We start from the raw sequence: 22,742 nt of genomic DNA, 5'->3' as shown, positions 1-22,742 counted from the left end.
TTCTCTTGGGTCGGCTTGCGGTTGTCGCTCATCGTGTGTGGGTCATCGGCTCCGTCGCCGCGTCGAGCCACACTTTCGTCGCTTCATCGACCAGCGGGCGGATCTCGTCGCGCACCCGCGCATGGTAGGCGTTGAGCCAGCGCAATTCCTGCTTGCTGATCCGGTCGGCATTGATCAGCCGCCGGTCGAATGGCGCAAGCGTTAACGCTTCAAAGCCATTCATCGGCTTCTCTGCGCCCTCGATCATCTTCTCGACAACCAGTTCGAGATTTTCGATGCGAATGCCGAAGGCGTCGGTTTTATAATATCCAGGCTCGTTGGAGAGGATCATGCCGCGCCTCAGCGGCGTGGTGCCGAGCTTGGAAATGCGCGCCGGGCCTTCATGCACGGACAGATAGCTGCCGACGCCGTGGCCGGTGCCGTGCTCGAAGTCGATGCCGGCATGCCAGAGGAATTGCCGTGCGAAAGCGTCGATCTGTGCGCCGCTGACGCCGTCGGGAAACACCGCGCGATCAATCGCAATATGCCCGCGCAGCACGCGGGTATAGCGGTCGCGCATTTCCTCCGTCGGCTCGCCGATGGCGATGGTGCGGGTGACGTCGGTGGTGCCGTCTTCGTATTGCGCGCCGGAATCGATCAGCAGCAGGTCGCCGGGCGCGATCCGCCGGTTGGACTTGCGGGTGACGCGATAATGCACGATGGCGCCGTTCGGGCCGGTGCCGGAGATGGTGGGGAAAGACACGTCCTTCAGCGCGCCGGTTTCGCGGCGGAAGGTTTCCAGTGCTTCGACGGCGTCGATTTCTGTCAGCTTGCCGCTTGGCGCTTCGCGGTCGATCCACGCCAGGAATTTCGCCAGTGCCGCGCCATCGCGCTTGTGCGCGGCGTGGGTGCCGGCGATCTCGGCGGCATTCTTCACCGCTTTCAGCGTTGCAACCGGATCGGATACGCGAACCGGCTTGCCGCCTTCCGTTGCGATCAGACGGCTCAAAGCATCGGCGGCTGTCGCACTGTCGAGGCCGATGGCCGCGCCGGTCTGCGCCAGTCCGGCAAGCTCTCCCATCAGCGCCGCAGGTTCCTCGACGGTCGCGTTCTTTTCGAGATGATCGCGCACGCTGTTCGAGAGCTTGCGATGGTCGATGAAGATCGTTGGCCGTCCGTCTTTCGGAATCAGCGCATAGGAGAGCGGCAGCGGTGTGTGCGCGACATCCGCGCCGCGGATGTTGAAGGTCCATGCGACTGCGTGCGAGTCAGACAGCACGAGCGCGTCGACCTTCAGCTTCGCAATCTCTGTGCGGATTCGCGTGAGCTTGTCATTCTCGCTTTCTCCGGCCAACTGAGCGGGATGGATTTTCACCGGCCCGAGCGGCGGCGCGGGGCGGTCCGTCCAGACCGCATCGACCGGGTTGCTGTCCACGGCGACCAGTTCGGCCCCGGCTTTCTCGCAGGCTTTGGCCAGTCGTTCGGCTGCCGCCGAAGTGTGCAGCCAGGGATCAAATCCGAGGCGGTCGCCGGGCGACAGATGTGCGGTCAGCCAGCTTTCCGGCGGCGGCTCGATCAGGGATTCGATGTTCCATGCACTGGTATCGACCTGCTTTGCGGCCTGAATGGTGTAACGGCCGTCCACGAACAGCGCCGCTTCGCCAGTCAGGACGATCGCCAGTCCCGCCGAGCCGGTGAACCCTGTCAGCCACGCCAGCCGCTCGTCGCTCGGCGGCACATATTCGTTTTGCTGGCTGTCGGCGCGGGGAATCACGAATCCCGTGAGTTGCCGGCGCAGCAGTTCCTCACGGAAGGCGGACAGCCGCGCAGCCAGTGCGACACCGCCCTCGGGGTCCTCGAATGTCTGGAATTGGGCTTCGAACATTGCGCGACCTTATGAGGCGTGGAATTGGCGGGCAATCGGCAGCCGTGTCATGGGGCTGCGTCAATTGTGAATGGCACGATCCATGCTTTGTAATCGGTGCCTACAGGGAAGGCCAATGAGAGGAACCATTTGAGAGCAAAGATGCTTCAACGAAGTGGACCTCGCGGAAATGCGAAGGGGTGTGTTTTTCAACTCAACGAAGAGGGGATAGGGCATGCCAGCTTTTATGTTTGAGAAGATTTCGCCGCCGACTCATCAGGGCGGCAGCATTCCGGCGGTGACCATCAAGGAGCCGCGCGGGGTCATCGTCCAGATGCTGGATCGCTTGACCGAAAACCGGCTGCAGCGCGAGGCGCGCCGGGCGCGATTTGAAGCTGGCTACACCGAGGCCGATATCACGCCTCACCGGATGAAACGGGAATAAGACATCCGATCATTCACCAGAATGCCGTCATTCCGGACAGTCCGGACCTGCGGACTGATCCGGAATGCAGAAGAGTTTTTCCGCCGCAACCGGATTCCGGGTTCGCTCGCAATGGCTCACGCCCCGGAATGACGCGCCCTCAGCGCCTTTGCATCAGAAGGCTGCTCCAGCCGTCGATCTGGATGCGCTTGAGCAGCTTCAGGCCCGCGCCGCGATAGGCGGCCACCACGCTGTTCGCCTGATGCGGCAGCAATCCCGACAGGATCACGAAAGCATGGGGCGCCAGATGCCGCGCCATGTCCGGGGCCAGCCGCCGCAGCGGGTTGGCCAGGATGTTCGCCATCACGAGGCCAAACGGGCCGTTGGCGGCAAAGTCCGGGGCATGAAAGCCGGTAGCATGGACAGCCTCGACCAGAGTCCCGACGCCGTTGAGGTGGGCATTTTCGCTCGCCACGATCACTGATCGGAAGTCGATGTCGGTCGCCAGCACCCGGCGTCGGAGCGCCTTCGCCGCTGCGATGGCCAGCACCCCGGTTCCGGAACCGAGATCCAGAACCCGCTTGGGGGTGCGCTGGTTCAGCACCTGATCGAGCAGCAGCAGGCAGCCGCGTGTGGTGCCGTGGTGGCCGGTGCCGAAGGCCAGCGCCGCCTCGATCTCGATCCCGAGCTTGTTGGTCGGCACCCGATCGCGATCGTGGCTGCCATGGACGATGAACCGCCCGGCGCTGACCGGGACCAGATCGGCGAGGCTGGCCTTGACCCAGTCCTTGGTTTCGACGGTGCCGAAGACGATGGAACTCGCGGCGGCTTCGCCCGCGGTGTCAGTCACCAGCGAGCGGATGAAGTCCTGATCCGGCGGTTCGCCGAAATGCATGGTGATGTCCCAGCGGCCGCCCGGCGCCTCGAAGGCGGCAATGGCAAGGTCGTGGCTGGGATAGCTTTCGGTGATCGCGTCCACGATGCGGCTGGCGGTCCGCTCGTCACCGATGGCGAAGGTGGCCTGGGTCACGGGCGGGGAATCTGATGCGGTCACGGGCGGGTCCAGCGGGCTGAGTTTCGTGATTGCATCGCCCATTTTCCCACAATCTGTCCACCGGTTACGCACCGAACATACCGGGGTTCTTCACACTTTGTTAACCCGGGTTTTCAACACGTTAGTAAAACCTTAACCAAGCGGAAATCCACTGATTATCCACAGGGTTATCCACAGGTTCTCAACAGCCGTGAAGCGCTCTTTCCACAGCTCTTTAAGTGAAGATTCCCTGATGATCCCGCAGGATAACAGCCGCAGCGTTGTGGCCCGGCGCGCCGGTCACGCCGCCGCCGGGATGGGCGCCGGAGCCGCAGTGATAGAGGCCCTTCAGCGGCCCCCGGTAGCCGCCATGGCCCAGCATCGGCCGGGCCGAAAAGAGCTGATTGAGCGACAGCGCGCCATGGAAAATGTCGCCTCCGAGAAGTCCGAACTCGCGCTCCAGATCAAGCGGGGAGAGCACCTGCCGGCCGATTACGCTGCGAGCGAAGCCGGGTGCGTAGCGGTCCACGGTGGCGATCATCAGGTCGGCGACTTCCTCCCGATGGTCGTCCCATGACCGCCCGTCCGGGAGTTCCGGCGCGACGTGCTGGCAGAACAGGCTGGCGACATGCCGGCCCGGCGGAGCCAGCGAGGTGTCCAGCGTGGACGGGATCAGGACCTCGACCACCGGTTCCCGGCTCCAGCCGTGGGCGCGGGCATCGAGCCAGGCGCGGTCCATGTAGCCGAGACTGGGGGCGATGATGATGCCCGCGGTCAGGTGGTCACCCTCGCCGGGGAGCGCCTTGAAGGAGGGCAAGGCTGAAAGGGCGACGTTCATCCGGAAGGTGCCGGACCCGTTTCGCCAGGTCTTGATGCGGTCGAGGAATGGCTTCGGCAGGGCGTCGCGCGGGATCAGCCGGGTGTAGAGCAGCTTCGGATTCACGCTCGAGGCGACATATTTCGCCTTTATCATTGTACCGTTATCGAGAGTGACGCCGATCGCGCGGTCGCCCTCCACAATGACCTCCCGGACACCGGCTTCGGTCTCGATGTCCGCTCCGTGGGCGCGGGCCGCCGCCGCCATGGCCTGGGTGATCGCGCCCATGCCGCCGATGGCGTGGCCCCAGAGGCCCTTGCGGCCGTTCACCTCGCCGAAGGCATGATGGAGCATGACGTAGGCCGACCCCGCCGCGTAGGGGCTGGCATAGTTCCCGACCACGGCATCGAACCCGAACAGCGCCTTGACCAGATCGCTCTCGAAGCGGTCGTCCAGCATGTCGCCCGCCGAGCGTGTGAACAGGTCGAGCAGCAGGCGTTGGCTCTCCAGCGACAGGCCGCGCAGGATGTTGGCGCTGGAGAGCGCATTGAACCCTTCGCGGATGGCGCGAAGGCCGAAACCCTCGACCACATCCGGCGGCGCGCGCAGCACGAAGGCGCGCAGCACGTCGGCGATGGTTTCCAGTTCGCGGTTGAAATCGTCGATCCGCAGGGCATCCCGTTCGCTGAACTTTGCGATCGATTGATGGGTGCGTCCGTCGCCGGTGAGCAGATAGCGTCCATCGGGCGCGGGCAGGAAATTCTGGGCGCGGCGTTCCACGATCCGCAGGCCATGGTGGTGCAGATCGAGATCCGCGATCACCTTCGGATTGAGCAGGCTCACGGTGTAGGCCGCCACGGAGTTGCGGAAGCCGGGATGGAATTCCTCGGTGACCGCCGCGCCGCCGACCACCTTTCGCCGGTCGACGACCTTCACGCGCAAGCCGTTCATCGCGAGATAGGCCGCGCAGGTCAGGCCGTTATGGCCCGCGCCGATAATGAGTGCATCGTAGTCCGACATGCATCACGTCATAGTATTAGAGTACGTCACGCGCGAGTGATTTCTGTCACGCGCATGTTATTGCTCGCCGCTGGCGGCTGTGCTCCATTCGGCACCGTCTCCGGTGATGTGCCGGACATGTTCCGGAGCCTTCATGAATTCGATACCGTCCGACACCACGGGCCAGTCTTTCGGCGCGAGGAACGCGCTTGTGCTGGTGGTTTACACCGTGGCGATTTTCACCAGCGCCCTGCTGCTGTTCTCGGTTCAGCCGCTGTTCACGAAAATGGTGCTGCCGCGGCTCGGCGGTTCGCCCGCGGTGTGGTCGGTGGCGATGGTGTTTTTCCAGTCGCTGCTGCTCGGCGGCTACGCCTATGCCCACTATCTGATGACCTTGAAGAGCCGAACTGCGCCGGTCGTCATCCATCTTCTGCTGCTGATCGCCGCGCTGCTCACCTTGCCGTTGTCGATTGCGAGCGGGTGGGGGGAGCCACCAGCCAGCGGCTATGCGTTCTGGCTGCTCGGGCTGTTCGCGGTCTCGATCGGGCTGCCGTTCTTCGCGCTCGCGGCCAACAATCCGATGCTGCAGGCCTGGTTCGTCCGCACCGGCCATCCCGACGGTCCCGATCCGTATTTTCTTTACGCCTCCTCGAACATCGGCAGTTTCCTTGCCCTGTTGTCCTATCCGGTGCTGTTCGAACCGATGTTTTCGCTGCGAACCCAGAATGTGATCTGGACCGGCGGCTATGCATTGCTCATCGTTCTGATCGCGGCCTGCGGCGTCCTGTTGCTGCGCTCGCCGCCGATGACGGTTGACGCTGTCAGCGCAGCGGACGGGGACGCACCCGCGCCAAGCTGGCCGACGCGGCTGCGCTGGATATTCCTGGCCGCCGTGCCGTCGGGTCTGCTGATCGCGGTGACGGCGCACATATCAACCGACGTCGCGGCGGCGCCGCTGCTGTGGGTCCTGCCGCTGTCGCTGTATCTTCTGACATGGGTGCTGGTGTTCCAGTCGCGCCCGCTGTTGCCGCACGGGCTGATGTTGCTGCTCCAGCCGTTCGCCATCGCCGGCGTGATGATCCTTCTGGTGATCGGCGGCGAGCAGAACCTGCTGCTGACGCTTGGCGGGCATCAGCTTTGTTTCTTCATCATCGCCATGGCCTGCCATGGCGAGCTGGCGCGCACGCGGCCTGCCGCGCGTTATCTCACGGGCTTTTACGTTGCGCTGTCGTTTGGCGGCATGGTCGGCGGATTGTTCGCGGGCCTGATCGCACCCTACACCTTCTCGTGGATTGCCGAATACCCGATCCTGCTGGCGCTCGCCGCGCTGTGTCGCCCGGCCGGGACGACAGCAAAGCGAGGAGGTTTCAGTCTCTGGCTGCTTGCGGTGATCGCCGGATTTGTTCTGATTGCCGTTTCCTACCGGCAGGGAACAATCACTGAATTTCTGGAAACCAATCGCATCTGGGTGGTGGCCGCTTTTGCCAGCGTCATGATGTTGCTCGCGGTGCTGTGGCGCATTGGCCGCTGGAGGATCGCCGGGCTCGTCGCGCTGGGGCTCATCCTGATCCGCGTTTATCCCGCCGACGACGGACGTGTCGAAACGGTGCGCAGCTTCTTCGGCGTCCACAAGATCGTGGTGACAGCGAACGGCCAGTACCATGTGCTGATGCACGGCACGACCATTCACGGCGCTGAAAAATTTCTCAACGATGACGGCACGCCGATCAAGGGACGGCCCGAGCCGATCAGCTATTATCACAAGGACGGCGGCATCGGCCGCGCGATTGCCGCGATACGCGAGCGCAAGGGCGGCCCCATTCGCGTGGCGGTGATCGGGCTCGGCTCCGGCACGCTCGCCTGTCAGTCGATGCCTGGAGAAGACTGGACGTATTTCGAGATCGACCAGACCATGGTCGATACGGCGCGCGATCCGAAATACTTCACCTATATCAATTCGTGCGATCCCAAGATGAAGCCGGTGATCGGCGATGCGCGGCTCACCTTCGCCAAGGAGCCGGACGGTGCTTACGACCTGATCATCGTCGATGCCTATTCATCGGACGCGATTCCGATCCATCTGGCGACCGAAGAGGCGATGGCGATCTACAAGGCCAAGCTCGCGCCGCAGGGCGCGGTGGTCATGCATGTGTCGAACCGGCATCTCGAGCTTGCGAGCGTCGTCGTCGGGATCGCCGAGGAGAACGACCTGAAAAGCTGGGTGTTCAACGAGGATTCCGGGCGCGACGCCGAGTATATCTTCACGACCAACGTCGTGATCTCGGCACGCGAGGAAGCCGATGTCGGCAAGATTGCCTCGGACGAGAAGTGGGCCATGACCGAAGCGACCGAAGGCCAGCGGGTCTGGACCGACGACTATTCCAATGTGCTCGGCGCGGTGTGGCGCAGGCTCAGGACGCCGGACGAATAGCTGCCGCGTTCACTCCGCGTAGTAGTAATAGCCGCCGCGCGGATAGGCGTAGCGCTGTTGCTGATAACGCGAATCCTGCTCGTAACCCTGATAGTAGCCGCGCTGCTGGTAGATGCGGCGCTGCATCGGGCCGGCGTCTGCCGGTCCATAATAGGCCTGATCCTGCGGATAGGACGGATCGCGGTAGACACGATCGGGCGAGACCTGACGCGCGCGCGTGTTGGCGTTGAGGTCTTCGCTGTAGCCGCCCTGTGGCGCGATCTGCACTGGCTGGCTTGCGGCGTCATCGCCGCGAGCGACCGCCGTGCGGGTGCGGGGATTGCGCGCCAGCGCAACGCGCGACGATCCGGTCAGCGTCACCGTGGTGTTGAGCAGGCCTTCCGCCTTGACAAGACCCCACAGTTTCAGCGCGTTGGCGCGCGACAGCCGCACGCAACCATGCGAAGCCGGCGTGCCGAGGCGGCTCACCGCATCGGTGCCATGGATGGCGTGACCCTGCTTGGTGAAGAAGATCGCGTTCGGCATCGGCGCATCGTCGAATTCCTTCGAGTAATGATCCTCTTCCATCCGGAATGTCTTGAAGCTGCCATTCGGCGTTTCGTGCGAGGGATTGCCGCTGGAGACGGGCCAAGTGTAACGCGGTGTGCCGTCAACCGAGACGGTCATCTGCTGCGTGTCCTTGTTGACGAGGATGGAGACGGCCGCGTTCGCAGCGCTGCCCGAGAGCAGCACCAGACCGGTCACTGATATCAAAATCGCACGCATGACGTTCGCCTCGTCTCCGCCCCTCTCGCTTCATCGTGCAATAAAGCATGGAAAGTGGCTTTTTTCACAGTGACTTCGTCTTAAGGTTGATGGAGGCAGGCAAACGCTTTCGTGAACTGCTCTTGTTTACGGCGTGTTTTCGCCAAATTGACGCAACCTTTCGGCGTGGTGGGCGTTGCTGAAACGGCAAGATTCCATCAGATCGAGGAGATTCACGTAATGAAGACCGAAGCCCTGTTCATGTTCACGGCGGCGCATCGCCGCTTCACGTTTGTTGTGGCGGCGCTTGCCGTTCTGGCTGTGCCGATCGCTGCGCATGCGCAGGGTGTCATCAGGGGCATGGAAGGCGGCGCGAGGGAAGGCTCCTATCGCGGCAACCGTGCGGCGGGGCCGGTGGGTGGCGCGGTCGGCGGCGCCGTCGGTGCTGGCGTTGGCGGAATCGTCGGCGGCGTCAATGGCGTGCTCGGAATCGACAACCGCCGTCACTATCGCCATCGTCATTATCGCCACCGCCGTCACCGCTAATCCATTCTGCGGCTATATCTCGAAGGCGCGTCCGGCTCTCGGAGGCGCCTTCCTTGCTGTATGCGGCAAGTTGCCGTTGTGACTTTTAAGACATTCCGGCGGGGAAACCGGCGGGTGTTCGGTCCTTCCGCATTGTATTTCGGCCCGCGCTGACGCAACCTTCCCTGACTGATTTGCTTCAAGGCCGGACCCGGCCGGGCAGGGAGGTTTTTCAGATGAAATTTATAGCTTTCATTTCCACCGCGGCGGTGCTGGCTCTTTCGGCGATGCCTGCCGTTGCACAGCAGGACCCTGTGAACGGCGCCATCAGCGGTGCCGCGCAAGGCACCTATCAGGGCAGGACGGCTGCCGGGCCGGTCGGTGGGTTGGTCGGCGGCGCGCTCGGCGCAGGCGTTGGCGCCGTGGCCGGCACGCTCAATGTGGTCGGCACCGGCGTCAGCAATGCGGTGCAACCGACGACGGTGCCTCCGCCACCCGGCAGTGGGGCTACCGGCCATTACGACAGCAATGGAAACTGGCGTCCGAACTGAGCGGGACGAAGCCACTGCCCATGCGCCCCGCTCGCGGGGCGCTTTTCGTTTGGGATCAAGTCTTGAGACGATAGCCGGTACGGAAGATCCACCACACCGCCACGAGACACAGCGCGAGGAAGCCCAGCGTCATGCCGAGGCTGACGGCGACGCTGACATCGGCGATCTCGAAGAAGCTCCAGCGGAAGCCACTGACGAGATAAACGACGGGATTGAACAGGGTCACGGTCTGCCAGATCGGCGGCAGCATATGGATGGAATAGAAGCTGCCGCCCAGGAATGTCAGCGGCGTGATGACCAAGAGCGGGATCACTTGCAGTTTCTCGAAACCATCGGCCCAGATGCCGATGATGAAGCCGAACAGGCTGAAGGTCACCGACGTGAGCACCAGGAACGTCAGCATCATGAACGGATGGGCGATCTTCAGCGGCACGAACAGCCCGGCGGTGGCGAGAATGATGAGGCCCAGAATGATCGACTTGGTGGCCGCGGCGCCGATGTAGCCGACCACGGCCTCGAACGACGAGACGGGTGCGGACAGCAGTTCATAGATCGTCCCGGTGAACTTCGGGAAGTAGATCGCGAAAGAGGCGTTGGCGATGCTCTGCGTCAGCAATGAAAGCATGATCAGGCCGGGTACGATGAAGGTGCCGTAGCTGACGCCGTCGATCTCGGTGATACGCGAGCCGATCGCCGAGCCGAACACCACGAAATACAGCGATGTCGAGATCACCGGCGAGACAACGCTTTGCAGCAGCGTGCGGAAGGTGCGCGCCATCTCGAATTTGTAGATCGCGCGAATGGCATACAGGTTCATTATTGATGCACCAGACTGACGAAGATTTCTTCGAGCGAACTTTGGGTGGTGTTGAGATCGTTGAAGCGGACACCGGCGCCGCTGAGGTCGTTGAGCAGGGCGGTGATGCCGGTGCGCTCGCCCTTGGTGTCGTAGGTGTAGATCAGTTCGCCGCCATCGGCCGACAGTTCGAGGTGATGCGCGGCGAGTGCCGCGGGAATGGCCGTCAGCTTTTCCTGCAGATGCAGCTTGAGCTGCTTTCGGCCGAGCTTCTGCATCAGCTTGGCCTTTTCCTCGACCAGCACGATCTCGCCCTTGTTGATGACGCCGACCCGGTCCGCCATCTCCTCGGCTTCCTCGATGTAATGCGTGGTGAGGATGATGGTCACACCCGAAGCGCGCAGTTCGCGCACCACGTCCCACATCGCCTTGCGCAATTCGACATCGACGCCGGCGGTCGGTTCATCGAGGAAGAGAATCTGCGGTTCGTGCGCCAGCGCCTTGGCAATCATCACGCGGCGCTTCATGCCGCCGGACAGGGTGATGATCTGGCTCTTGCGCTTGTCCCACAGCGAGAGGTCCTTGAGCACCTTCTCGATATGCGCGGGATTCTTCGGCTTGCCGAAGAGCCCCCGGCTGAATGATGCGGTGGACCACGGGCTTTCCCATGCGTCGGTATGCAGTTCCTGCGGCACCAGTCCGATCATCGCGCGCGCCGCGCGGTAGTCCCTGACATTGTCGTGGCCGCCGACGGTGACAGTGCCCTCGGTCGCGCCGACCAGCCCGCAGATGGTGCCGATCAGCGTGGTCTTTCCGGCGCCGTTCGGGCCGAGCAATGCGAAGATTTCCCCGGCGCGAATATCGAGGTTGATATTCTTCAGCGCCGTGAAGCCGGAGGCATAGGTCTTCGAGAGATTTTTGATCGAGATGATGGGGGACATGGTGGGGTCTGCCAGGGCGGGAGCATGACATAGGCGCGCAGACGCCCTTGCGCAATATGGAATGACTGCTGGATGGCTGCCGCGCGCAGCGAAAATTCTACTGCGACAAATTCAATTTTGTCATGCGCAGCGGCGAGGCCTGCTACGCACGGCTCACAAAGCTGTCGACCACCTTCTTCTCGCCGGCTTTTTCAAACGCAATGGTGAGCTTGTTGCCGTCCACCTTGGCGACGTGGCCATAGCCGAATTTCTGATGAAACACGCGATCCCCGGGCGCGTAGTCCGAATGGGCGCCGGTGGATTTCGCGATCAGTTCGCCTTCGATGACCATCGGTTTGCGGCTGGCATTGCCGCGCGAGCCTGAGTCATAGCGCGCGCCGGTTTCGTCAAACCCTCTGCCGCCGCTGCGGGCGCGGTTGGCCTGCGCGCGCTGCCAGCCCGGCGTCGAATAGCTCGAACCGAATGTCTCGACATTGTCGAAGCGTGATGTGCCGTAACCGCCGGAGCCGCCCCATCCCGAGCCGCCCTTGCTCTCGGTGATTTCGACATTCGCCGCCGGCAGTTCGTCGAGAAAACGCGAAGGAATGGTCGTGGTCCACGAGCCATGGATGCGCCGGTTGGTGGCGAAGTAGAGCATCGCGCGTTTGCGCGCGCGCGTGATGCCGACATGGGCGAGACGGCGTTCTTCCTCGAGCCCGGCGCGGCCTTGTTCGTCCAGCGTGCGCTGGCTCGGAAACAGGCCTTCTTCCCAGCCGGGCAGGAAGACATTGTCGAATTCGAGTCCCTTGGCGGAATGCAGCGTCATCAGCGACACCGCGTCCTCGTCCACGCCGCCCTCGCGGTCCATCACCAGCGAGATATGCTCGAGGAAGCCCTGCAGGTTCTCGAACTCCTCCATGGAGCGGACCAGTTCCTTCAGGTTGTCGAGACGGCCCGCGGCATCAGCCGAGCGGTCCTTCTGCCACATCTCGGTATAGCCGGACTCATCCAGCACGATTTCGGCGAGCTGCGTATGGGGAACGATATCGCGCTGCGCGCGCCAGCGGTCGAAATTGGCGATGACATCGCGCAGGCTGCCGCGCGCCTTCGGCTTCAGTTCGTCGGTCTCGATCACCTGACGCGCCGCTTCGGTCAGCGGAACGCGGCGCTTGCGGGCAATGTCGTGGAGCATCTGCACGGTGGCGTCGCCGAGGCCGCGCTTTGGCACATTAACGATGCGCTCGAAGGCAAGGTCATCGGCAGGCGAATTGATGACGCGCAGATAGGCCAGCGCATCGCGGATTTCCGCGCGTTCATAGAAACGCGGGCCGCCGATCACGCGGTAGGGCAGGCCAAGCGTGACAAAGCGGTCTTCAAACTCGCGCATCTGATAGGAGGCGCGCACGAGGATGGCGATCTCGTTCAGCTTCTGGCCGGCGCGCTGAATCTGCTCGATCTCCTCGCCGATGCCGCGGGCTTCTTCTTCCGAATCCCATGCGCCGGTGACGGTGACCTTTTCGCCGTCGTGATCTTCGGTGCGCAGCGTTTTGCCGAGGCGGCCTTCATTGTGTGCGATCAGGTGCGAGGCCGCCGCGAGAATATGTCCGGTCGAACGGTAGTTGCGCTCGAGGCGAATGACTTTCGCGCCCGGAAAATCGTGCTCGAAGCGCAGGATGTTATCCACCTCCGCGCCGCGCCAGCCATAGATCGACTGGTCGTCGTCACCCACGCAGCAGATGTTTTTCGGCGCGGCGACCGTCAGACTCGGAACTTGCGTTGCTTTGTCGGCGTCCTGCGGCGCAATCGCAGGTACAGTTTGATTGGATGGTGCCTGCGCCAGCAGGCGGAGCCAGAGATACTGCGCGACGTTCGTGTCCTGATACTCGTCGACCAGGATATACTTGAAGCGGCCCTGATACTGCCGCAGCACATCGGGGTTCTCGCGGAACAGGCGGATGTTCTCCAGCAAGAGGTCGCCGAAGTCCGCGGCGTTGAGAATCTTCAGCCGCTCCTGATAGGTCGCATAGAGCTTGCCGCCCTTGCCGTTGCCGAAGACGGCGGCTTCACCTGCAGGTACCTGCGATGGCGTCAGTCCGCGGTTTTTCCAGCCGTCGATCAACCCGGCCAGCATCCGCGCCGGCCAGCGTTTGTCGTCAATGCCTTCGGCCTGCAGCAACTGCTTGAGCAGGCGAATCTGGTCGTCGACATCGAGCACGGTGAAGTTCGATTTCAACTGCACCAGTTCGGCGTGATAGCGGAGAATTCTGCCGCCGATGGAATGGAAGGTGCCGAGCCACGGCATGCCCTCGACCGCCTGGCCGAGCATCTGGCCAAGGCGATGCTTCATCTCGCGCGCCGCCTTGTTGGTGAAGGTGACGGAGAGAATTTCGTGCGGCCGGGCGCGGCCGGTTGAAAGGATATGTGCGATGCGCGAGGTCAGCACGCGCGTCTTGCCGGTGCCTGCGCCCGCCAGAACCAGCACCGGGCCTTCAAGCGTCTCGACCGCCTCGCGCTGCTCCGGATTGAGCGCGGTCAGATATTGCGGGGCTGCCGACGCACGCGCACGGGCTGCGATGCCGCCAGCGGCAGGCTGGTGGCTCGGCACATCGCGAAAGTCTGAGGGCGGCAGCTTGTTCGGTTCGGTCATGCGATTCGTCTTTGCCGTCACGATGGCATCGCGAGGCGGGAAAGGGGAGGTTTCATATCAGGATATCGGGACATATAGGCATGATTGGGCACACCTGCAGGGCTGGTTTCCCCGGAAAACCGGCGCGCATGGAGCCCAATCGGGCGGATTTGTTCCCGTCAGCCCCCGTTTCCGAAGAATTTAAACGGGCGGCACAGGGCGGAACTCCGGCCCCGCTGGCGGATTGGTTTCCCAGTCGGAGCGCTGGCTTCCGCGCTCGAAAACAAACCGCAGGAGCATGTCATGTTGAGCTGGGTGGTCACATTTCTGGTTATCGCGCTGGTCGCGGCCCTTCTGGGCTTCGGCGGCATCGCGGGCGCCTCGATCGAAATCGCCAAGATCGTCTTCTTTGTCGCCCTGATCCTGTTCCTGATCTCGGCGGTGGTCGGTCTGGCGCGCCGCAGCGGCGGGCCATAAGCGCCTCGCGGGGCCGCGATGGCGCTATCTGGCCGGCATGCCAACGCGCCGGCCAATGCCATCCGGCTTGGGCACCTTGCCGTGTGCGGCGATCACATCGCAGATGCGCGCGGCGATATCCGGCGGGAACGGCGCGGTCTTCCGCGCCGTCATGTCCATGTGAAGCGTCATGTTCTCCGAGGTGGCTGAAATCCAGCCCTCGGTGGCGTGGCGCAACTCTTCAAAGGTGTGAAGGCGCTTTTCGTCCGCTGCGATCAGGTAGACTGAGACCTGGACAGGATCGCCGAAATGAACCTCCCGCAGATAGCGCACATGCGCTTCCGCCGTGAATGTCGAGCAGTTGCGCTCTTTCATGTATTGCGGGCCGATGCCGAGTTCGAGCCACATCTGGTCGATGCCGCGATCGAACAGCACGTTGTAATAGGCCATGTTGAGATGGCCGTTGTAGTCGATCCACTGCGGTTCGATCTGCATCACCGTCGTCAGGAACGGCGCCGCGATATGTTGCGGCGCATTGTCTTTTGCAGGCGCGCTGGAGGTCATCTCAATTCCCGTGCGTGTCGGTACCACTCTCTTGACCCGCTATACATCCTTTGCCACGTTTCGCGCCACAACAGCCTCGAAAGAAACGAAAAGAGCAACCGTGGCCTTCTCCAACGCAGCCCTGACACGTCCCCCAGCATCCGCTTTGTCCAGCGCCATCGAAGCGCTTGCCGCACGTTTCGGTAACAGCCTCATCACATCGCAGGCGGTGCGCGAACAGCACGCCCATACCACCACCTGGCTGCCGATGCAGCCGCCGGACGCGGTGGTGATGGCGCAGAGCACGGCGGACGTTCAGGACGTGGTGCGGATATGCGCGAAGCACCGCATTCCGGTGATCCCGTTCGGCACCGGCACTTCGCTGGAGGGGCAGGTCAATGCTCCCGCGGGCGGCATCTGTATCGACCTGCGCGAAATGAACCGTATTCTTGCGGTTCATGGCGATGATCTGGATTGCGTGATCGAGCCGGGCGTGACCCGCAAGGCGCTGAACGAACATCTGCGCGATCAGGGTCTTTTCTTTCCGATTGATCCGGGTGCCGATGCGTCCATCGGTGGTATGGCCGCGACCCGTGCGTCGGGCACCAATGCCGTTCGCTACGGCACGATGAAGGACAACATTCTTGCGCTGAAAGTCGTGCGCGCCGACGGCGAGATCATCACCACCGGCACGCGCGCCAAGAAATCCTCCGCCGGCTACGATCTCACGCACCTGTTCATCGGCGCGGAAGGTACCCTCGGGATCATCACCGAGATCACGCTCAAGCTGCGCGGCATTCCGCAAAGCATTGCCGCGGGCGCCTGCTCGTTTGCCACCGTAAAAGGCGCGTGCGACGCCACCATTCTGGCGATCCAGACCGGGATTCCGGTGGCGCGCATCGAACTGCTGAACGCGGCACAGGTCAAAGCCTGCAACGCCTATTCCAAGCTCACGCTGCCGGAGACGCCGCTGCTTTTGCTGGAATTCCACGGCACGGAAGCGGACGTGGCCGAGCAGTCGGCGATGTTCGGGGAAATCGCCAAGGAATGCGGCGGCGGCGGATTTGAATGGGCGACGCGGCCGGAGGATCGCACCCGGCTGTGGCAGGCGCGGCATGACGCCTACTGGGCAGTCCGCGGGCTTCGTCCGGGGGCGCAGGCAGTGGCGACCGACGTCTGCGTGCCGATCTCGCGATTGGCCGAATGCGTGGTCGAGACTGAGAAGGATCTGGAGACGGTCGGCCTGCTGTCGCCCATTGTCGGCCACGTCGGCGACGGCAATTTCCATTGCTCGATGCTGGTGGACGTCAACGATCCGGACGAGATGCAGCGCGCCGACGGATTCCTGCACCGGCTGGTGGAGCGCGCGCAGGCCATGGGCGGCACCTGCACTGGCGAGCACGGCATCGGGCAGGGCAAGCAGAAGTATCTCGAAACCGAGCTTGGCCCCGAGGCTGTGCAGGCGATGCGCGCGCTGAAAGCCGCGCTCGATCCGCAGAACATTCTCAATCCCGGAAAGATTTTGCCCGCATGACTATCGCGGCTGCCATCGAGCCCGGCGCCGCGGCGCGCGAGTTGATCTCCGTTCTCGACCAGAGCGGGCGGCAGATCACCCCGTTCTCGTCGCGCGATCCGGCTTTCGATCTTGCTAATGCCTACCGGATCACCCCGCTGGTGCGCGGTCTGCGCGAAGCGCGCGGCGAGAAGGTGCTTGGCCGCAAGATCGGGTTCACCAACCGCACGATCTGGGAACAGTACGGCGTCTATGCACCGATCTGGGGCTACATGTACGACAGCACCGTTCGCAACCTCGCGGATACCGATGGGTCTGCTTCGCTGGCTACATTTGCCGAACCGCGCATCGAGCCCGAGATTGTCTTCGGTATGGCCACCGCGCCGGAGCCGGGCATGGATGAGCGCGATCTTCTGTCCTGTATCGGCTGGGTGGCGCACGGCTACGAGATCGTGCAGTCGGTTTTTCCGGACTGGAAGTTCGCGCCGCCGGACACAGTCGCGGCATTCGGTTTGCACGGCGCGCTGTTTGTCGGCGAGCGCCATCAGATCGGCGACGATGCCGACAAATGGTTTGGCCCGTTGTCGAATTTTTCGATCACGCTTCGTTGCGGCGAACTTGCCGAACCTGGCCACGCGCGTGACGTTCTGGATGGGCCGCTGTCTGCGTTGAAACACCTGGTCGCCCTGCTGGCGCAGGATCGGCACAATCCGCAGGTCGCGGCGGGCGAGATCATCACCACCGGCACGCTCACCAAGGCCATGCCGGTGAAGCCGGGCGAGCGGTGGACGACGGAGCTTGAGGGAATTCCGATCGGCGGTCTCGATATCCGGTTCGGATGAGCCTCAGTATTTTTTCCGGAAACTGTAGCGCATCAGGCTGACCATCCCGGCACGAAATCCGACTGCCGACATGCGCAGATAGCGGCGGAATTCGTCGGTGCGCGCCTTGCCGACCAGTGCGACAGCCTTGTCGTAATTCGCCAGCAGGTTCTGCTCCCACAGCACCAGTGTCCGATAGTAGTGATCCGCGTCGTTGCGTGCGGCGATCAGGCTGAAGGTGCCTTCGGCTGCAGCGATCGGCTCCCATTCCAGCGGCAGATCGCTGTCCGGGAAGGTCTTGTCCAGCAGCGGCTGCACCTTGGTGCGCTCGGAATAGGCGATGGTCTGCAGCGATAGCCTGCCGCCGATAGCGAGAACCTGGTCGCAATAGGCGAAGAATTCGCGATAGGCGTCGAGCTTGACCTTGGGATCGAGGCCCTTCTGGACGAAATGCTCGAAGGCGCCGACCGAGATGATCGCATCGTACCGGCGCTCCGGCCTGTGATCGCGCCAGTCCTGCTCCAGCACCTCGATCTTCGGGTTGTCGTACTCGCGGATCCAGCGGGCCTGCGACGGACTGAGCGTCAATCCAACCGCATGCGATACGCCGGCATGATCGACCAGCCGCCGCAGCATCGCGCCCCAGCCGCAGCCGATGTCCAGCACCCGCGCGGTCCCCGCGGCGCCCGCTGCCTCGATGTGATGGTCGAGCTTGTGAAACTGCGCCGTGATGAGGTCGTCATCGCCTTTGAACAGGGCGCAGGAATAGATCATCTCCGGGTCCAACACGAGCCGGAAGAAATCGTTGCCCATGTCGTAATGCGACATGATGGCTTCGGGCGAAGCGCCGGTTCGGTCCGTGGGCCGTGCCTGCTTTTCAGACATCGTTGTCACACAGGGTTGTGAACAAGGGACGTTAAAATTAGTATTCCAAGCCATCGGCTGGTTCAATGTTCGCAGCTTACGGCGGTGACGCGCTGTTGCCATCCCGGATCAACCGATCTCACTGAGGAAAGACCTTGCAGACCACGCTGCTTGGACTGGCCATAGCTCTCATCCTTGCGCTGATCGCGGCGCTGGCCGGGCCGTATTTCGTTGACTGGAACCAGTTCCGGCCCCAGTTCGAGGCGGAAGCGTCCCGGATCATCGGCGCGCCGGTACGGGTGAATGGCAGGCTCGATGCCCTCCTGCTGCCGACGCCCACGCTGCGGCTGTACGACGTCGCCGTTGGCGACAAGGGCGCGCCATGGGTGAGCGCGGGCAAGCTCGATGTCGAGTTCAGCCTCGGATCGTTGATGCGGGGGGACTGGCGTGCCAGCGAACTGACGCTGAACGGCTTCTCGCTCGACCTCGGTCTCGACCGGCAGGGCCGTTTTCGGCTGCCGTCTGCCGGGGGGCGCGGCAATCTCGGCTCGCTCACCATCGACCGCATGAATCTCGCAGGACAGATCGTGCTCCATGATGCCGCCAGCGGCGGCACGCTGCGGATGGAGGATCTAAAATTCAGCGGAGAGGTACGGGCGCTCGCCGGCAGTATGCGAGGCGAGGGCTCGTTCCAGTTGCTTGGCGCGACAACTCCATTCCGCTTGTCGTCGGGACAGACGGGCGATGGCAAAGGGACGCGCGTGCACTTCACGGCGGACCCCGGTGTCCGTCCGCTGATGGCCGATCTCGACGGCGCACTGACCTTCAACAACGGGGTGCCGAATTTCGACGGCGCACTGGTGCTCGCGCGCGCATCCGACGCCAAGGCGACGGACAAGGGGCAGCCGTGGAAAATTTCATCGCGGATCAAGGCCAATCCGTCATCCGCCGCCTTCGATCAGGTGGAAGCGGCTTACGGTCCCGATGACAATGCGCTGAGGCTGACCGGTGGCGGCGATATCCGCTTCGGTGCGGCGCCATTGTTGAAACTGGCGCTCGCGGCGCGGCAACTGGATGCAGACCGCCTGCTGGCGACGGGCGCAGCGGCCACCGAACCCCTGCGATTGCTGCCAGCGTTGCGCATGCTGGTGACGTCGATGCCTGTGCTGCCGATTCCATCGCAAATCGAATTGAGCGCCGACCAGATCGGGCTGGGCGGCCGGCCGCTCCAGAACGTCGCCGCGACGCTGCAAACCGACGCCAAGTCCTGGACTATCGAAAAATTCGAGATGCGCGCACCGGGCGCGACCCGCGTAACCGCCAGCGGCGTGATTTCCACAGCCGAACCATCGGCGCGTTTCAGCGGGCCGGTGAGCGTCGAATCCGGCGATCCGGACGTTCTGACGGCCTGGCTGCAGGGGCGCAGCGATGCGACCTATCGCAATCAGAAGCCGTTGCGGCTGCGCGGCGAGGCGACGGTCGCCGCTGACAGGATCGGTCTCGATGGCATGACGGCGGAGATCAATGGCGGCGCGCTCGATGGCCGTCTGGCGCTGCTGACGATCGACGGCGGCAAGACCCGCCTCGAGGCCGCGCTGTCCGCTGCGAGCTTCGATGTGGATGCCGTGTCATCGCTTGTCGCGGTGCTGGCCGGACCCCAGGCCACACTTCCGGATGAGGCGCGGATAGCGCTGGATGCCGGACGCGCAGTGATCGCAGGGCAGGAGGTGAAGCCGGCGGGCCTCACGCTCAGTTACGGGCCAACGACAATAGCCCTTGAGCGGATACAAATTGGAGAGGCGGGCGGCGATCTTGCCGTCACCGGCACCGGCTCATTCGACCGGATCGGCGGCAAGGGCAAGCTCGCGCTGGAAACGACCGCGTCGTCGTTCGCGCGAATCGGCGGACTGGTGGCGCCGTTCGCACCCGCCGTGGCGGGTCGGCTGAATGCGCTATCGCTTTCCGGTCCCGTGAAAGCCCGGCTGTCCGCAGATGTCGCGCGCGAGCGCTCCCGCGCCAGCGGCCGTGTCGTGTTCGACCTCGATGCGCCGCAAATCAAGGGCGCGGTCACGCTGACGGCGGCGCCCGCAATCGACATCGCAACCGGACTGGATATTTCCGCTTTGGGCGGAAGCGATTTTACAGCGGAAGCAAAGCTGTCCGCCGAGACGACAACGGCGATGATTCAGACGCTGGGGCTCGCTGGTGTTTTGTCCGGCGGCAGCAGTCCGGCCCAATTCGAGGCTTCGGTGAACGGCACCTGGGGTGCGCCGCTGCAACTGAAGGCGAAGCTCTCGGGCGCGGAAATCGACGGCGAGTTTCAGGGCACGGGAAATCCCTGGGCCGAGAAGCCCGCCGCGGTGCTCAACATCGCTGTGCGCCGCGCGGATGTTTCGACGCTGATCGGGGCAAAGCCGGCAAGCGCATCGCCGATATCGCTGTCGTCGCGGCTTGATGTGTCGGGTAACATCCTCACCTTCGACAATCTCGATACCACGGTCGGCGGATCGCGTGTGCGCGGGCGGCTGGTACTGACGCGCGGCGAGGAGACTGGCGTCGATGGCGAGATCGGACTCGACACGCTCGATCTGGCAGCCGTGACGGGCCTGGCTTTCGGTGCAGCGGGACATGATCCATCGACGCCTCTGGATCGCGGCTGGTTGCGCGGCTGGCGCGGCAAGCTGGCGTTTCAGGCCTTGAGCGCTGTTCTGCCTGGAGGTGCCGAACTGCGTCCGTTTGGCGGAGCCATCACGGGCGATGGCCAGTCGCTGGTTCTCGAAAGTGTCAAAGGCCGTATCGGCGGCGGTGAAGCCTCTATTGATCTCGATGCCCGGCAGGGCGTGACAAACCAGGGCACGTCATTCACTGCACGCATTCAGGCCGCTGGGGTCGATGGCACCGCGCTTCACTATCGCGGTCTTATGTTGCCCGAGGGCAAGGCCGCGCTGCAGATGACGCTCTCCGGCCAGGGCCGCAGCGCCGCCGGTCTGACCGGCGCATTGTCGGGCGCCGGTACACTCGCGCTGACGGATGCACGAATCGCGGGTCTCGATCCGCGCGCGTTCGAGGCGGCGATGCGGGCCAGCGACAGCGGCCAGGCGACCGACGACATCAAACTCAGGGATGTTGTCGATCCCGTGCTGGCTGCCGGGACGCTGACAGTCCCGTCGGCGCAGATTCCCTTCAGCATCAAGGATGGGCGGCTGCGGATCGAGACGGCTTCGCTGGAAGCGAAGCGGGCGCGTGTCGCGATCGCGGGTGGATACGATCTGCTGGCGGATCAGGCCGATCTTCGCGCCATCATGTCGCCGGTGACCGCGCGGCCCTTGAATGGCCGTCCGGAAATTCGCATCGACCTTAACGGCGCGCCGGACCGGCTCGTGCGCACAGTCGATGTAGCGGCGCTGTCGTCGTGGCTGGGGCTGCGCGCGATCGATCGTGAGACCCGGCGGCTCGACCAGCTTGAGCGTGGCGTGACGCCGGCGCCGGAAGCAGATGAGCGGTTGTGGGAGGAGGACCTGCCATCGGTGGAGCCGCTTCCGCCATCGCAGGTGAAAATGCCGGCTCGCGATCCGCGGCGGAAAACACCCGCAGCAAAGACACCGGCGCGTCCGCCTGTGACGGCGCATCCTCCGCAGGCTCCGGCGCCGGGCGCTGCGACGCCTGCACCTTCAGGCGGAAACGCAGTGATCCAGCCGTTGCCTCCGCCGATCGACATCAGGCCTGCGCCGGGTGCGATGCGGCTGCAGAAGCAGCGCCCCGCTGCTCCTGCGGGCACGTTCTAGCGTGCAATGTGATGCGACGGTTGCCGTTCGCCGATGAAGACCGATGTCACCGCGCGGGTGCGGAAGTGATCCAGCACAAACAGGCGAATCGCAGATGAGAGATTGGCGGTCCTGCGCGTGCGGTCGATGGCGTCGATCTGGCTGGACAGCGGCAGGCCGCGTCGCGTCGCGATGTCTTTCAGGCTGGTCCAGAAGGCATCTTCGAGACTGACGCTGGTCTTGTGACCGCCGACCACGACGGAGCGTTTCACCACGGCGAATTCCTTGACGCCGCGAACGGAGCATCCGTCCGCATGGTCGGCGATGTTTGTGAGATTGTCGTTCTGCATCGGAAGGCCCCCGTTCTGGCCAAGCGACCGCGTGCAGCGAGACGATGTCTCGCGGCCGGCGACAAGCTGGACCATGTACGATGTTGATCTCGCCGCGCGGATCAGGATTGTAGCCGCCCCCGCAGCCGGCCTCGAAACGGTGTGCGCTTCGAGGCACAGGTACATAGTAACGGAAACGGACCCGCCGCGGTATTCGGACGAAAACCTACGGCGGAGTCAGGATCGTAACTGCACGGTGCGGAAAATTACGGATGCGGCCCCTCAGCCTGCAATCTCGTGCTGCCGTTCCCTGTCGGATGAGTTGCGCGCGAGCGGAAGTAATCCAGCACGAAGAGGCGGATCGCGGAGGAAAGGTTTCCTTGCTGGCGGCCGCCGTCGATTTCTCCCACCAGTTCGGAGAGGGTGAGGCTTCTCACCGAGGCGATTTCCTTCATGCCATTCCAGAAGGCTTCTTCAAGGCTGACGCTGGTCTTGTGGCCGGCGACGACGATGGAGCGTTTCACGACAGGCGATTTCATGCTGGCGTTCCATCATCGATGCGGTGCTGATCAAGGATGCCGCTGGCGCGTGTGGCCTGAAATTCATCGCGGCTCCGTTCGCTCTTGGTGCGGCCGAAGCGGGCGCGGTTGATTTCCGCCTGCTTCTCCGACGCTTCGCGTGCGATGCGTTTCTTTACCTGCTTCAGGTTCACCAGATCACCCATCACGCCTCCTTGTTGGTGT

20 protein-coding genes are annotated in these 22,742 nt (G+C 63.5%); 8 read left to right on the top strand and 12 right to left on the bottom strand.

Features of this window, described 5'->3' with window-relative positions:
• Positions 1–28: 28 nt before the first annotated feature.
• Positions 29–1,864 (bottom strand): aminopeptidase P family protein, encoded by a 1,836-nt coding sequence (locus tag HMPREF9696_RS10090; protein WP_002712892.1) that lies wholly within the window; start codon positions 1,862–1,864, stop codon positions 29–31.
• 214 nt (positions 1,865–2,078) lie between these two features.
• Here HMPREF9696_RS10090 and HMPREF9696_RS10085 point away from each other — a divergent pair, with 214 nt between their 5' ends.
• Complete coding sequence (locus HMPREF9696_RS10085; protein ID WP_002712891.1) at positions 2,079–2,288, top strand: hypothetical protein; 210 nt, start codon at positions 2,079–2,081, stop codon at positions 2,286–2,288.
• 139 nt (positions 2,289–2,427) lie between these two features.
• On the opposite strand, the gene HMPREF9696_RS10080 is transcribed toward HMPREF9696_RS10085, so the two are convergent.
• Together HMPREF9696_RS10080 and HMPREF9696_RS10075 are read right to left on the bottom strand one after the other, a co-directional pair.
• On the bottom strand, positions 2,428–3,363 hold the full coding sequence (locus HMPREF9696_RS10080) for a 50S ribosomal protein L11 methyltransferase (protein WP_002712890.1): 936 nt from the start codon (positions 3,361–3,363) through the stop codon (positions 2,428–2,430).
• Between the two features lie 172 nt (positions 3,364–3,535).
• The gene (locus tag HMPREF9696_RS10075; RefSeq protein WP_002712889.1) at positions 3,536–5,137 is read right to left on the bottom strand and encodes a phytoene desaturase family protein; all 1,602 of its coding nucleotides are present in this window, start codon (positions 5,135–5,137) and stop codon (positions 3,536–3,538) included.
• Positions 5,138–5,270: 133 nt separating this feature from the next.
• Here HMPREF9696_RS10075 and HMPREF9696_RS10070 point away from each other — a divergent pair, with 133 nt between their 5' ends.
• Positions 5,271–7,547 (top strand): fused MFS/spermidine synthase, encoded by a 2,277-nt coding sequence (locus tag HMPREF9696_RS10070; RefSeq protein ID WP_002712888.1) that lies wholly within the window; start codon positions 5,271–5,273, stop codon positions 7,545–7,547.
• Positions 7,548–7,556: 9 nt separating this feature from the next.
• On the opposite strand, the gene HMPREF9696_RS10065 is transcribed toward HMPREF9696_RS10070, so the two are convergent.
• Positions 7,557–8,312 (bottom strand): L,D-transpeptidase, encoded by a 756-nt coding sequence (locus HMPREF9696_RS10065; RefSeq protein ID WP_002712887.1) that lies wholly within the window; start codon positions 8,310–8,312, stop codon positions 7,557–7,559.
• Positions 8,313–8,531: 219 nt separating this feature from the next.
• Between HMPREF9696_RS10065 and HMPREF9696_RS10060 the strand changes: the two genes are divergently transcribed.
• Positions 8,532–8,837, top strand: coding sequence for a hypothetical protein (locus tag HMPREF9696_RS10060; RefSeq protein WP_002712886.1), 306 nt, complete (start codon positions 8,532–8,534; stop codon positions 8,835–8,837).
• Between the two features lie 215 nt (positions 8,838–9,052).
• The gene (locus HMPREF9696_RS10055; protein WP_002712885.1) at positions 9,053–9,367 is read left to right on the top strand and encodes a hypothetical protein; all 315 of its coding nucleotides are present in this window, start codon (positions 9,053–9,055) and stop codon (positions 9,365–9,367) included.
• 55 nt (positions 9,368–9,422) lie between these two features.
• Here HMPREF9696_RS10055 and HMPREF9696_RS10050 read toward each other — a convergent pair whose 3' ends face one another.
• The 3 genes from HMPREF9696_RS10050 to HMPREF9696_RS10040 all read right to left on the bottom strand — a co-directional run bounded on the left by HMPREF9696_RS10050 (position 9,423) and on the right by HMPREF9696_RS10040 (position 13,730).
• Positions 9,423–10,184, bottom strand: a complete 762-nt coding sequence (locus HMPREF9696_RS10050; RefSeq protein ID WP_002712884.1) for an ABC transporter permease — start codon at positions 10,182–10,184, stop codon at positions 9,423–9,425.
• Entirely contained in the window at positions 10,184–11,104 is a 921-nt protein-coding gene (locus tag HMPREF9696_RS10045) for an ABC transporter ATP-binding protein (RefSeq protein WP_002712883.1), read from the bottom strand. Before HMPREF9696_RS10045 ends, HMPREF9696_RS10050 begins: the two co-directional genes overlap by 1 nt.
• Positions 11,105–11,246: 142 nt before the next feature.
• On the bottom strand, positions 11,247–13,730 hold the full coding sequence (locus HMPREF9696_RS10040) for an ATP-dependent helicase (RefSeq protein ID WP_002712882.1): 2,484 nt from the start codon (positions 13,728–13,730) through the stop codon (positions 11,247–11,249).
• A 282-nt stretch (positions 13,731–14,012) separates the two neighbouring features.
• Here HMPREF9696_RS10040 and HMPREF9696_RS21260 point away from each other — a divergent pair, with 282 nt between their 5' ends.
• Complete coding sequence (locus HMPREF9696_RS21260) at positions 14,013–14,186, top strand: DUF1328 domain-containing protein (protein WP_002712881.1); 174 nt, start codon at positions 14,013–14,015, stop codon at positions 14,184–14,186.
• A 24-nt stretch (positions 14,187–14,210) separates the two neighbouring features.
• Here HMPREF9696_RS21260 and HMPREF9696_RS10030 read toward each other — a convergent pair whose 3' ends face one another.
• Positions 14,211–14,729 (bottom strand): thioesterase family protein, encoded by a 519-nt coding sequence (locus tag HMPREF9696_RS10030; RefSeq protein ID WP_002712880.1) that lies wholly within the window; start codon positions 14,727–14,729, stop codon positions 14,211–14,213.
• 100 nt (positions 14,730–14,829) lie between these two features.
• Between HMPREF9696_RS10030 and HMPREF9696_RS10025 the strand changes: the two genes are divergently transcribed.
• Positions 14,830–16,242, top strand: a complete 1,413-nt coding sequence (locus tag HMPREF9696_RS10025) for an FAD-binding oxidoreductase (protein ID WP_085946838.1) — start codon at positions 14,830–14,832, stop codon at positions 16,240–16,242.
• Positions 16,239–17,063 carry a 2-keto-4-pentenoate hydratase gene (locus HMPREF9696_RS10020; protein WP_002712878.1) on the top strand — a complete coding sequence of 275 codons (825 nt, stop codon included), beginning with the start codon at positions 16,239–16,241 and terminating at the stop codon, positions 17,061–17,063. The genes HMPREF9696_RS10025 and HMPREF9696_RS10020 overlap by 4 nt, the downstream gene beginning before the upstream one ends.
• A 3-nt stretch (positions 17,064–17,066) precedes the next feature.
• On the opposite strand, the gene HMPREF9696_RS10015 is transcribed toward HMPREF9696_RS10020, so the two are convergent.
• Positions 17,067–17,927, bottom strand: a complete 861-nt coding sequence (locus HMPREF9696_RS10015; protein WP_002712877.1) for an SAM-dependent methyltransferase — start codon at positions 17,925–17,927, stop codon at positions 17,067–17,069.
• 134 nt (positions 17,928–18,061) lie between these two features.
• On the opposite strand from HMPREF9696_RS10015, the gene HMPREF9696_RS10010 reads away from it, so the two are divergent.
• Positions 18,062–21,691, top strand: a complete 3,630-nt coding sequence (locus tag HMPREF9696_RS10010) for an AsmA family protein (protein WP_002712876.1) — start codon at positions 18,062–18,064, stop codon at positions 21,689–21,691.
• Here the strand turns inward: HMPREF9696_RS10010 and HMPREF9696_RS10005 are convergent.
• The 3 genes from HMPREF9696_RS10005 to HMPREF9696_RS09995 form a co-directional block, all read right to left on the bottom strand.
• Positions 21,688–22,020 (bottom strand): ribbon-helix-helix domain-containing protein, encoded by a 333-nt coding sequence (locus HMPREF9696_RS10005; RefSeq protein ID WP_002712875.1) that lies wholly within the window; start codon positions 22,018–22,020, stop codon positions 21,688–21,690. The genes HMPREF9696_RS10010 and HMPREF9696_RS10005 overlap by 4 nt on opposite strands.
• 245 nt (positions 22,021–22,265) lie before the next feature.
• Entirely contained in the window at positions 22,266–22,538 is a 273-nt protein-coding gene (locus HMPREF9696_RS10000; RefSeq protein ID WP_002712874.1) for a ribbon-helix-helix domain-containing protein, read from the bottom strand.
• The gene (locus tag HMPREF9696_RS09995; protein WP_002712873.1) at positions 22,535–22,723 is read right to left on the bottom strand and encodes a DUF4169 family protein; all 189 of its coding nucleotides are present in this window, start codon (positions 22,721–22,723) and stop codon (positions 22,535–22,537) included. Before HMPREF9696_RS09995 ends, HMPREF9696_RS10000 begins: the two co-directional genes overlap by 4 nt.
• Positions 22,724–22,742 lie beyond the last annotated feature (19 nt).

Origin of the sequence: Afipia clevelandensis ATCC 49720 (genome assembly GCF_000336555.1) — a bacterium.
Classification (GTDB): Bacteria; Pseudomonadota; Alphaproteobacteria; order Rhizobiales; family Xanthobacteraceae; genus Afipia; species Afipia clevelandensis.
The sequence above is the reverse complement of the archived record's forward strand: the minus strand, read 5'-3'. Positions and strand labels throughout refer to the sequence as shown.